The sequence below is a fragment of the Candidatus Borrelia fainii genome, from assembly GCF_027925085.1.
GTDB lineage: Bacteria > Spirochaetota > Spirochaetia > Borreliales > Borreliaceae > Borrelia > Borrelia turicatae.
Genome location: NZ_AP027070.1, coordinates 689,221 through 702,189, shown reverse-complemented (window position 1 = coordinate 702,189; position 12,969 = coordinate 689,221). Strand labels below are relative to the sequence as shown.

Annotated in this window: 9 protein-coding genes, 1 tRNA gene and 1 pseudogene; 8 read left to right on the top strand and 3 right to left on the bottom strand. The window is 28.4% G+C overall.

The annotated features are described in order from the left end of the window. Positions 1 to 21 precede the first annotated feature (21 nt). A pseudogene (locus QMG63_RS03240) lies at positions 22 to 1,584 on the top strand (glycerol-3-phosphate dehydrogenase/oxidase). Positions 1,585 to 1,786: 202 nt separating this feature from the next. On the opposite strand, the gene QMG63_RS03235 reads toward QMG63_RS03240, so the two are convergent. From QMG63_RS03235 to QMG63_RS03225, 3 genes are read right to left on the bottom strand one after another with little or no spacing between them, the layout of a single operon-like run. Beyond that, a complete protein-coding gene (locus QMG63_RS03235) occupies positions 1,787 to 2,281 on the bottom strand; it encodes a YaaR family protein (protein WP_281861677.1) in 495 nt (164 codons plus the stop codon). After that, positions 2,278 to 2,820, bottom strand: a complete 543-nt coding sequence (locus QMG63_RS03230) for a bactofilin family protein (RefSeq protein ID WP_281861675.1) — start codon at positions 2,818 to 2,820, stop codon at positions 2,278 to 2,280. Before QMG63_RS03230 ends, QMG63_RS03235 begins: the two co-directional genes overlap by 4 nt. Then, complete coding sequence (locus tag QMG63_RS03225) at positions 2,821 to 3,846, bottom strand: M23 family metallopeptidase (RefSeq protein WP_281861673.1); 1,026 nt, start codon at positions 3,844 to 3,846, stop codon at positions 2,821 to 2,823. It lies immediately after the preceding gene. 229 nt (positions 3,847 to 4,075) lie between these two features. Here QMG63_RS03225 and rdgB point away from each other — a divergent pair, with 229 nt between their 5' ends. The 7 genes from rdgB to QMG63_RS03190 all read left to right on the top strand — a co-directional run bounded on the left by rdgB (position 4,076) and on the right by QMG63_RS03190 (position 12,960). Next, entirely contained in the window at positions 4,076 to 4,675 is a 600-nt protein-coding gene (gene rdgB, locus QMG63_RS03220; protein ID WP_281861671.1) for an RdgB/HAM1 family non-canonical purine NTP pyrophosphatase, read from the top strand. A gap of 119 nt (positions 4,676 to 4,794) precedes the next feature. Next, entirely contained in the window at positions 4,795 to 6,564 is a 1,770-nt protein-coding gene (gene pepF, locus QMG63_RS03215) for an oligoendopeptidase F (protein WP_281861670.1), read from the top strand. Between the two features lie 14 nt (positions 6,565 to 6,578). Then, positions 6,579 to 7,286, top strand: a complete 708-nt coding sequence (gene pcsA, locus QMG63_RS03210; protein WP_281861668.1) for a phosphatidylcholine synthase — start codon at positions 6,579 to 6,581, stop codon at positions 7,284 to 7,286. 9 nt (positions 7,287 to 7,295) lie between these two features. Continuing rightward, entirely contained in the window at positions 7,296 to 7,877 is a 582-nt protein-coding gene (locus QMG63_RS03205; RefSeq protein WP_281861666.1) for a DedA family protein, read from the top strand. Positions 7,878 to 7,919: 42 nt separating this feature from the next. Further along, positions 7,920 to 8,003, top strand: a tRNA-Leu gene (locus QMG63_RS03200). A 141-nt stretch (positions 8,004 to 8,144) separates the two neighbouring features. Next, complete coding sequence (leuS, locus tag QMG63_RS03195; protein ID WP_281861665.1) at positions 8,145 to 10,673, top strand: leucine--tRNA ligase; 2,529 nt, start codon at positions 8,145 to 8,147, stop codon at positions 10,671 to 10,673. A 10-nt stretch (positions 10,674 to 10,683) separates the two neighbouring features. Beyond that, a complete protein-coding gene (locus tag QMG63_RS03190) occupies positions 10,684 to 12,960 on the top strand; it encodes an efflux RND transporter permease subunit (protein ID WP_281861664.1) in 2,277 nt (758 codons plus the stop codon). Positions 12,961 to 12,969: the final 9 nt, after the last annotated feature.

Genomic DNA, 12,969 nt, shown 5'->3' with positions numbered 1-12,969 from the left:
TAAGGAGAATATATGATTTTTATGGGTAAAAATAAAAAAAAGAATTAAGAGATATTGATAATCAAGATTTTGACTTAATAATAGTTGGAGGAGGAGCAACTGGTCTTGGCATTGGAATAGACTCAATTACAAGAGGATACAAAACTTTACTCATCGAAAAATTTGATTATGCAAAAGGTACTTCCTCTAGATCAACTAAGCTAATACACGGGGGTGTAAGGTATTTAGCACAATTAAATGTGCCTTTAGTAAAAGAGGCCTTATATGAGAAAGCTTTACTTGAAACAAATGCACCCCACTTAGTTAGTAAATGTGCATTTGTTACACCCATATATAATATTTTAAATATTCCTTACTACTATTTCGGATTAAGTTGGTATTACAACCTTCTTGGCAAGCATAAAAAATCCCAGTATAAAACAAAGCTATTATCAAAATCCAAGACAATAGAAAAAATGCCAAATATCAAAACCAAAGGCCTTAAATGCTCTGCCTTATACTATGATGCTTCATTTGATGATGCCAGAATGGCAATAAGCATGCTTAGAACTTTCACTGAAAAAGGAGGAATTGCGTTTAATTATACAGAACCCACAAAATTTATCAAAAAAAAATGGCAAAATATCTGGTGCTATTATTAAAGATAAAATGACTGGGAAACAAGTTATCATTAATAGCAAATGTATAATAAATGCAACAGGAATCTTTGCAGACGAAATCAGAAAATTAGATGATACTAATACAGCTAACATTATAAAACCCTCCCAAGGAACACATTTAGTAATTAAAAAAGACAAACTACATACCGAATACGCAATGCTTATGCCTAAGACAAATGATAATAGAATCTTATTTGCTGTACCTTGGTATGATGTCATTGTTTGCGGAACTACAGATATTGCAATAAACAAAATTGAAGAAGAGCCTAAAAGACTAGAGAGTGAAATTGAATTCATAATAAAAAATATGAATAATTACTTAGATATTAAAATAACCAAAAATGATATTTTAAGTGTTTACTCAGGAATTAGACCTCTAATAGTAGATCCCAAAGAGAAAAAAAATACTTCAAAAATATCAAGAAACGATAAAATATTTGTATCAGACTCAAATCTAATTACAATTGCCGGAGGAAAATATACTACTTACAGAAAGATGGCTGAAAAGGTCTTTAAAAGAGCAATAGAAGAAAATTTAATACCTGATTCAACGTGTATAACAGAAAATTTCAAGCTGCATGGATACATAGAAAGAGAAGAAGCACTTAAAATTCCTAAATATTTTAGAGCTTATGGAAGTGATTTCGAATATTTAAGTCAAATGGAAAACTTTAATAAAAAGATTCACACAGACTTGCCATTAAATGAAGCCCAAATAACCTTTGCTATTGAATTTGAACAAGCAAAAACTGTTGAAGACATTTTATCAAGAAGAACAAGATCGTTACTTTTCAATGCAAAAGCCACAATTGAATCTACACCAAAGGTTGCTGAAATTATGATGCATAAACTTGGCAAATCTAAAAAATGGAAAACAGAGCAAATAAAAAAATTTAAAGATATAGCAACAAAATATTTAGTTTAAAATATGAAGGATTATATCATATCCCCCATATTCCAAAATTCTCACGTATAATAAAGCCTATATTATTTTATAAGGAAAAAAATACTTCAATAGTTATACCTGTGCAAAAACAGTGCTCAATTTTCAAAGCCTGTATTTTGTCTGTAACGAATTTAAACAAAATAAAAATACCAATTTCAAATAAAAAGAGAAAACTCGGGCCTTACTTAAGCAAATTTATAAGCAATCCTTGAATTTCTTCAATACTACTTAAAAGTTTAATCTGAGAAACCTGATTTTGCAAAACAGAATAAGCAAGCCTATCAAGCTTTTCATTAATAATCCTAATAATACGATATTTGGGTCTCTTAAGTTCTCCATTATTACCTCCCTTTTGTTCTTTAAGTGAAATAGAAAATGATAAAACAATAGATAAAAATTCTCCTATAGTTTTTTTATAAAAAATTACATTTTTACGAGAAGGTTCACTTAACAGCTTTTCACCAACATCATTAATCTTGTATAACATATCTTTAATTAACTCAAGATTAAATTCACCATTTTCAAAAACAATAAAATGCTTATCTTCTCTTACAAGTTCAGCTTTAAATATCGAAGAAAAAATATTTGCTCTATTAACATTAACTTTCTTTTTAGCAGCCTTATAGTCTTTTGAATCAAGATTTAAAACTCCTGCAACTAAATTATTAATCTTCATCTATCTTGTTCGTCATTCAATAAGTACTTATCAAACTCATCTATGCAAGTATCCTTAGTTGATTCTTCACGACTCATTTCCTTATTTATTTCAATTAAAACACCTTCATCAACCTTATAAGAACCCGTATAAATCAACACATCTTTTTCAGAAAAACTAAGACTTCCAATACCAATATTCATATACCCATCAATAATTGCTCCTTCTTCAACCTCAATTGACTTACATGAAATATTGCCAATAATGCATCCTGACTGAAAAATCTTAATTTTATTACTAGCCTGCACATTTCCAAGAACTATTCCAGAAACAACTACCTCATTTGCATTAATATTTGACTTAACTCGTCCTGCCTCTCCAATTATAACTCTTTTAGTAGAATTAATAGTTCCTAAAAAATCACCATCAATTCGAATAAAATTATCTGAAATTAGTTCTCCTTTAAAAAAATCACCTTTTCCAACAATTGTTTTTACATCAGCAAAAATAAAAGATGACGAAATTTTCTTATCCTTTTTAATATTCAATAAATTCAACATTTATTTTGAAGCCCCCGTTGCTAAATTTAAATACATATCAGGATTTACAACTTGAGATCCTATGCGAACCTCATAATGAAGATGCGGACCTGTTGAATACCCTGTTTGACCAAGAAAACCAATTACTTGGCCCTTCCTAACATAAGAACCTTTAGAAATGTTTAAACGAGACATATGCGCATAAAGAGTTGAGAGTCCATACTTATGCTTAATTTGAACAAAGTTACCATAACCTGTTACCTGATAACTAGCTCTAATAACTTCACCATCAGCAGCTGCCACAATAGCTGTTCCAATTCTCACACCTGCAAGATCTATACCCTTATGAATATACCATTGTCTGGTAAAAGGCTCAATAGCTGGACCAAAATGCAAAGAAACAATACCATCTCCTTTAACAATCGGCCAAAGCGAAGGAATATCATTTAATAATTTATTTTGAGAATGAATTAATTTAACAATACTCTTAAGGGGAGAAATTGACCCTTCTATTGTATTCTTAACATTTTTAAGATCATTTAATTCTTTAAGTGCATTGGCTTCTAACATTTGCAAATCAAGAAAATCCGCAAAATCCCCATCTAATTTACTCCGATTTAGATCAATATTACTTTCTTTTATTTTTAAGGAAATGTTAAGTTCATCCAAAACTTTAGAAAAATTACTAGCAACAGAATTAATTTCTACAACTGTGTTTCTAAAATCCTCAATCTCAGATTCAGCAAGTGCATAACTTTTCTCAGTAGACTTAACAATAGATTTAAGAGTAACATAATTAATAGAAAGCAAAACAAACCCTATAAAAATCAAAAGAAAAAATAGAAAAAATAAAAATAGAGTTAAGAAAGAAATCTTTATATTCTTAATATCCCCTTTAACATGAGGAATAATCATAAAGCTAATATTTTGCCTAAAAATTGAGTAAACATTACTTAAAAGTTTAAGAAAGGAACTAAAAATCGTAAAAAAAATCTTATCTAATTTTTTAAAAAAAGATAAAATTCTAAAATCTCTTCTATCTCTCATCACAAACCCCTCACCACTCATTCATTAATCAATAGAGATTTCAACATCTAAAACCTATTTGAAAGCCACAAATTCTGATTTAATGCTTTTAATATTTAATATCAAGTAACACCACCAAATTCTAAAATTTATCTTCCATATAATCACTATCTCCATTAAATCATAAATTATCTCTACAAGTACAATAAAAATACCAAAAATATACATAAATGATTTATCATTATATACAATGAAAACATTATTCTTTGCAACTACTAATATAAATAAAATAAACGAAGTAAAACAAATTTTAGATATACCTAACATAAAAATCAAAATTCCTAAAAACTTCTATGCAAAAGAGACAGGTAAAACTTTTAAAGAAAACTCTTTGTTAAAAGCAAAAACTTTATTTGAATCTTTAGATAAAAAAAAACCTGTTTTTAGTGAAGATTCTGGGTTATGTATAAAAGCTTTAAATTTAGAACCTGGAATTTATTCTAAAAGATATGATCAATACAAATTAGGAAAAAAACTAGGAACAAATAAAAAAAACCATCTTATTATAGACTTAATGAAAGATAAAGAAAATAGAACAGCATATTTTATATGTATAGTCAGTTATATCTCTATAAACGGGACGATAACCAATTTTGAAGGAATCCTCAATGGAACAATTGCTTTGGATATTGATTGTCACAAAAAAAACGGATTTGGATATGATCCAATATTTTTAACTGCAAATAATAAAAGACTCAGCAAATTAACTCTTACAGAAAAAAACAAAATATCCCATAGAGGAATTGCATTTGCTAAATTTAAAAAATTTTTAATGCAATCTTTAGATTAATACTCAAAAAAACAATACAAATCAAGTATTAAACTCAATTGTAAAATTACACGTAAAGATTTAAAATGATTATTATTTATAAATCACAATTGGTGTCATATTAACAAGGAGCAAGTCTAGTGATAGAGAGAAGCAAAATTAATGAAAATGACAAGTGGGACTTATCTTCTCTATTTAAAAATAATGAAGAATATAAGGAAACAGTCAAAAAAATAAAACTAAAACTTCAAGACTTCAAAAAATATGAAAAATTAAAATTCAACCTAAGCATCTTCAAACAAGCATTAAATGATTACTATGAAATTGAAGAAGAACTAGAGAGAACAGTATACTACACACACATTCAATTAGAAACAAATGTAAGCAATCCAACCTCAAACGAACTTCGCGCAATCAATATCAACTTAGAAACATATGCATCAAATTCCACTTCATTTTTTATCCCAAAAATTTTAAAAACAGATACAAACCAAATAAGAGAGTGGCTTCAGGACATAGAACTCAAAGATAAAAAAATAGCTATTGAAAAAATCTTAAGAGAAAAAGAACACGTCTTAAGCAAAGACGAAGAAAGAATACTAGCTAACTATACATCCCTTTATTCATCTTATAATGATATATTCTCTGCATTAACAAATGCGGACATGGAATTTGGAGAAATTGATGGTAAGCCATTAACTAATGCAACTTACAGTCTATTCCTTCAAAATGAAAATCAAGAAATACGAAGAGAAGCTTTTTTGAAATTTTATAAAGAATATAAAAAACATGAAAATACATTATCCAACCTCTTAATTGCCGATATCAACAAAAATAAATTTTTAGCTAAAACAAGAAAATTTGAAGATACTATTTCAATGAAACTTTTTCAAAACAATATTGATAAGAAAGTTTATACAAACTTAATTGAAACGGTTAACGAAAATTTATCTGTACTCCATGAATATTACGAATTTAGAAAAAATATACTTAACCAAGAATATCTCAATCATTATGATGTCTATGTTCCTCTAACAAAAAACATCAAATTCAAACACTCCTTTAAAGAAGCCTGTGATAAAATTTTAAAATCGCTAGAAATACTAGGAAGCGAATATACCGAGGTACTAAGAAAAGGACTCTTAGAAGAACGTTGGGTTGACAAATATGAAAATAAAGGAAAAAGAGCAGGAGCATTTAGTGCAGGATCATATAATGGAAAACCTTATATATTAATGAATTATAAAGATGAATCAATAAGAGATATGTTTACCCTGGCCCACGAAGCAGGACACTCCATGCATTCCTATTTCAGTATCAAAAATAATCCATTCCCTCAATACCAATATTCTATTTTTGAAGCAGAAATAGCATCCACAGTGAATGAGCAAATACTTGCAGACTATTTACTAAAAAATGAAAATGATATCGAAAAAATAAAATACATTAAATTAAACCAAATCGATGATCTACTTGCAACATTTTTTAGGCAAACAATGTTTGCCGAATTTGAATATATTATTCATGAAATGATCAATAAAGATGAGCCAGTGGTAAAAGAAACAATTAAGATCACCTATTTAAACTTACTAAAAAAATACTTTGGTCCAAATTTTAAATTTGATGAGAACAGTTCACTTGAATGTCTTAGAGTTCCTCATTTCTACTCACCATTTTACGTATATCAATACGCAACAGGCATCACAGCTGCTCTTTTGATATATAAAAACATAAAAAATAACAAAAAAGATGCTACCAAAAATTACATAGATTTTTTGAAAATAGGAGGTTCAAAATATCCCTTAGAATCATTAAAAGTTACTGGTGTTGATTTAAGCTTAAAATCAACAATAAAAAATACAATTAATATATTCAAAGAACGTCTTGAAGATGTAAAAAAATTATTTTAATAAAGGAGTAAGTTTTGAAGGAATTATTAAATCTTATTTTAGCCTGGTTAGTACATATTTTAACAGCTTCCGGATTAATAGTCAGTCTTTACTCAATAATCTCCATAATAAACACAGATTATAATCTTTTATTAAAACTCACCATTCTTGGACTTTTAATTGATGGGATTGATGGCACACTGGCAAGAAAATTAAAAATAAAAGAAATAATTCCAACAATCAATGGAGAAATCCTTGACAATATAGTAGACTACATAAACTATACATTCATTCCCACAATATTTTTTTATTACGGTAACTTCATAAGCAATGAATACAAAATAATAACTTGCATTGGAATTTTATTGGCATCAGCATACCAATTCTCAAGATCAGACGCAAAAACTAGCGATGATTACTTTAGAGGTTTTCCATCTTTATGGAATTTATTAATAATCTTTAACATAATCTTCAAACTAGAACAAACCACAAATCTTAGTATAATATTATTATGTATCATTTTCAGTTTTGTACCAATTAAATTTATCTACCCTTCAAAAACAAAAGAATTTAAATATATAACACTTCCTGTAACAGTAATAGCAGCCCTATCAGTAATACTTATAACATTTGCAAAGCTGCCAGACACTTATTTAAAGATAGGTAAAACACTAATAATTTTTTATTGTCTATATCTAATCTTAATGAGCATATATTTAACTTATAAGACAAAAAAAAAATAACGAGGTATTATGCATATCATACTAGAATTTATAGATCTCAATATAGCTTATTCGCCAATTGTATTTTTCGGATTACTTATTCTTGCAGGTTTTAATGTTCCCATTTCTGAAGATGCAATAGTAATAATGGGAGGCATACTTTCTAACCGAAAAAATGAGTATACAATCTTAATCTTCCTAGGAATTTTCTGGGGTGCTTATATTGGTGATATAATTTCATTTCATATAGGCAAATTTTTAGCTAACAAATTCTTAAAACAAAAGAAACAAACAAATAAATTGATCCATAAAATGAACTATTACTATAAACGCTACGGAAGCTTAACTTTACTATTTGGAAGATTTATTCCATTTGGATTTAGAAACGCAATATTTATATCAGCAGGAATGGGCAATATGCGTACCAGTAATTTTCTTATAATTGACTTTTTTGCAGCCATGATATCAATTACAACTTACTTTACACTAAGCTTTAAGATAGGTGAATCGTTTAAATTAATATTTCCTAAAATTAGGATCATATCACTAATAGCACTTATCATCGCAATAATAATTTTAATAATTTACATTATAAAAAAGAAAAAAATTTAAAAAGTTGACAAACTTTTTAAATAGCAAATATAATATGTATGCGCTGTGGTGGTGGAAGTGGTATACACGCTAGCTTGAGGGGCTAGTGGGCGTAAGCCCATGCTGGTTCAAGTCCAGTCCACAGCATGCTTTAAGAGAAAATCTAACGTTATAAACTGTTAAATTAATAAAAGGATAAATATTTAATTTGCTTTTCAACGAAGTAACTATGAATATAAAAATACTATATAAACCTTAAATAGAATATTATTATTTACTGAGGCGCAGATGTCTAAATACAATTTCATCAAAATAGAAAAAAAATGGCAGGATTATTGGGATAAACATAAAACATATAAAGTTACTGAAGATCCAAGTATTCCAAAAGAGAAAAGAATCTATATTCTTGATATGTTCCCCTACCCTTCAGCTAATGGACTCCACGTCGGTCATCCTGAAGGATACACAGCAACTGACATATTAACAAGATATAAACTATTAAATGGGTTCAATGTACTTCACCCAATGGGATTTGATAGTTTTGGATTACCCGCAGAAAATTATGCAATACAAACAGGAGAGCATCCAAAAAAAATAACAGAAAAAAATATTGAAAAGTTTAAAGAACAAATTAAGGCATTAGGGTTTGCCTATGATTGGGATAGAGAAATTAGAACCCACGATGAAAATTACTACAAATGGACACAATGGATTTTTTTAAAACTATACAAAAAAGGTCTAGCGTACATAAAAGAAATGCCCGTATGGTACTGCCCTGACCTTGGGACAGTATTATCAAACGAAGAAGTTATCCAAACACCTGATGGTCCTAGATCTGAGAGAGGTTTCCATAAAGTAAAAAGAAAACCTTTAAGACAATGGGTTCTTAAGATCACAGAATATGCAGATAGGCTAATTAAAGATCTTGAAGAGATAGACTGGCCTGAATCTGTTAAAGAAATGCAAAAAAATTGGATTGGAAAATCAATAGGAGCCGAGATTGAATTCTCAATAAAGGCAAATAAAGAAAAGATAAAAGTATTTACAACAAGACCAGATACAATTTTTGGAGTAACATATTTAGTACTAGCACCAGAGCATAACATAGTAGATGAAATCACAAAAGATGAACTTAAAACTATAATTGCAGAATATAAAGACAAAGAAATCCTTAAAAGCGATCTTGAAAGAACTTCTCTTGAAAAAGATAAAACAGGAGTATTTACAGGCGCATATGCTATTAATCCAATAACTGAAGAAGAAATCCCAATCTGGATAGGCAGCTATGTACTTGGAACTTATGGCACTGGAGCTGTAATGAGTGTCCCAGCACATGACGAGAGAGATTTTGAATTTGCAAAAAAATACAATCTGCCAATCAAACAAGTAGTGTCTCAAACAGGAAATAATGAAATACTAACAAAACCATTTACTGAAAATGGTATTTCAATTAACACACCAGAAGAATTTAACAACCTCAAAACTGAAGAGGTAAAAACAAAAGTAATAGAATGGCTTACAAAAAACAAAAAAGGTCAAAAAAAAGTTAATTATAAACTTAGGGATTGGATTTTTTCAAGACAAAGATACTGGGGTGAACCCATTCCTATTATACTTGATGATGATTTAAATGAAATACCATTAGAAGAAGATGAATTACCGTTAAGACTCCCAGAAATAGAAAATTATAAACCATCAGGTACAGGGGAATCGCCTCTCTCAAAAGTCCAAAGTTGGGTAAATGTTAAACGTAATGGCAAAACATACAAAAGAGAAACAAACACAATGCCTCAATGGGCAGGTTCCTGCTGGTATTACATACGTTACCTTGATCCAAATAACGAAAAAGAATTTGCAAGTAAAGAAAAAATTAATTACTGGATGCCCGTTGATCTTTATATTGGAGGTGCTGAGCACTCAGTATTACACTTGCTATACGCAAGATTTTGGCACAAAGTTCTCTATGATCTAGGATATGTCAATACAAAAGAACCCTTTAAAAAACTCATAAACCAAGGAATGATAACATCATTTGCATATCAAGATGAAAATGGCATTTTAATTCCCAATGACGAGGTTGAAAAGAGAGATAATAAATTTTTTTCCAAAACAAATAATAAAGAACTAAAACAAATAATTGCCAAAATGTCAAAATCACTCAAAAATATAATAAATCCAAATGATATTATTAAAGAATACGGTGCAGACTCAATGAGAATCTACGAAATGTTCATGGGACCTTTAACTGATTCAAAACCTTGGAATACACAAGGATTAATTGGAATTTTTAGATTCTTAAACAAAATATGGACTATTAAAAACAAAGAACTAACAAAAGAATCAGCATCAAAAGAAATCATATCCGAACTTCACAAAACAATAAAAAAAGTAACAGAAGATATAGAAAATTTAAATTTTAATACTGCAATTTCATCATTGATGATATTTATAAATGAACTTTTAAAACATGATAAAAATTATTTGGAAATTTTCAAACCCCTAACCATTATCCTATCACCATTTGCGCCTCATCTAGGAGAAGAACTATGGGAGTATATGGGCAACAAACCTAGTATATTCAAAAACGCAAAATGGCCAAAATACGATCCAACTCTCATTATTGATAATACAAGAGAGATTGTACTACAAGTTAACGGAAAAATTAAAGACAAAATTATATTAAACAAAGGCATAAATGAGGACACTCTTAAAGAGATTGCACTTAAAAATCACAAAATCATGCAAAATATACAAAATAAGCAAATAATAAAGATCATTACGGTCAAAGATAAACTTATAAATATAGTAACAAGATAACGAGGCAAAAATGGATTTGGAAACCCTAAGCATTAAATACAGAGTTTTTATATTAATAATATTTACATTAATAACAATTTATTTAGGATTTTTCCTAAAAAACATAAAATTCGATTCCAATATTTTAAAACTTATCCCAAAAACAGAAAAAATAATAGACATAGACAAAAGTAATTCTCTCTTATCAACAATAGTTATGTTTAAAGACAAAAAAAGTATTTTTAATAAAGAAACCTTTGGAAAAATTAATAAAGTAGCAAATGATATAACTAAAATACTCAAAGTAACACCCAACTCTGTTACAAGTATATTCACTTACTTTCCACAATTTAAAAAAGATGTATATACAGATGAAGATATAACTGAAATAAGAAATAAAGTAAATGAATCATCATTCATAAAAAATATATTCTTAAATAAGAATGAAACTTTAATATACTTTATAGTCATATCAACAACAGATGACAAAACAAATTTTAGCCGAAGTTTAAAGAATGAACTTGAAGAAATGGAAGCGGTAATTAAAAGATATGAGACTGATGATCTTAAACTTTACTTAACAGGGGATCTTATAGTAAGGGAAAAAATACTTAACTACATGGCTGACGATTTTAAATTGTTAGGTCCACTTGCTACCCTTATAGTAATTTTATCACTCTATTTTATTGTAAAGAATGTATTGGGAGCAATAATTCCTGTACTTATTGCAACATTTGCACTAATTTGGACATTTGGAATTAAAAGCATTGTTATGTCCCCCATTACTGTTCCAGAAACAACAATGATAGTTCTCCTTATTTCAATTGGATGTGCTAATGCTGTACATATAATAAATGGAATATCAAAGAGAATTAAAAACGAGCCTTTCACTAAAAAGACAATAATAACTACAATTAAAACTCTAAGAACACCAATAATTTTAACTTCTCTTACAACAGCTTTCGGATTTTTATCATTAACAAGCTCTTCAATTCAGGCATACAAAACAATGGGAATTTTCATGTCAACAGGAGTTATTATTGCAATGCTTATGTCCTTATTAGTGCTTCCTGGAATACTAACCTATATACCATTTAAATATAAAAACAAAGAGAACAAAAATGCAAAAAACGATTTTCTTGAAAAACTTTCACTGATAAACCAAACAGTTATACAATGGATATTAAATAATAAATATCTCTCATCTATCATAACCTTAATTATTTTATTAATCTCAATTATAGGTCTTTTTAAAATAGAAATTAACTTTGACGAAAAAGATTATTTTAAAGAAAATACAAGTGTCAAACAAACACTCAATTTAATGAAAAAAGAAATAGGGGGAACATCCATCATTAAAATTGAAATTAATGGGACTACTGGTGAATTCAAAAATGAAAAAAATATAAAAAATTTGGATTTAATTACAGACAATTTGGACAAATTTACTAAAAAAACCCAAGCCAGTTCAATAAATGGAATTATAAGACTGATGAATTTCAAATTCAAAAAAGAAAATCCAAAAGAATATAGACTTCCTGAAAATCAAGCTATTTTAAATAAATTAATACTATTAATTAGTAGAAGCAATTCTATTAAGAACATGACTAAGATGTACATTAATGATGATTGGTCTCAAATATCAATTATTGTAAGAACTGACCAAAATTCAACTGAAGAAATCAAAAATTTTGCCAACTATGCAAGCAATTTGATTGAAAAATACATGCCAGGACATGAATATAAATTCTCAGGAGCGTATGACAAAATATTAATATCTAAAACTATGGTGGTAGAACAAGTTACAAATATTATTACAACACTAAGTGCAATAACAATATTGCTAATGTTATTCTTCAAATCCATTAAAACCGGAATAATAATTGTAATCCCAGTAGCATGGTCAATATTTTTAAATTTTGCCGTAATGAAACTTTTTGGAATAACACTAAATCCTGCAACAGCAACAATTGCATCCGTTAGTATGGGTATAGGAGTAGATTACTCCATTCATTTCTTTAATGCATTTATATTAAATTATCAAACAACTAAAGATTATAAAAAAGCTTTAATTAAATCAATTCCCAACGTATTTAATGGAATATTTGCAAATTCAATATCAGTAGGAATAGGATTTTTAACATTAATATTTTCTACTTATAAAATAATCGCAACACTTGGCGCAATCATAGCCTTTACAATGTTAACAACATCTCTTGCATCATTAACACTACTTCCATTACTAATTTACCTATTTAAACCCACAGTAAAAATACTAAAGACAACAAATGAAACATTAACAGAATGAAATAATTCT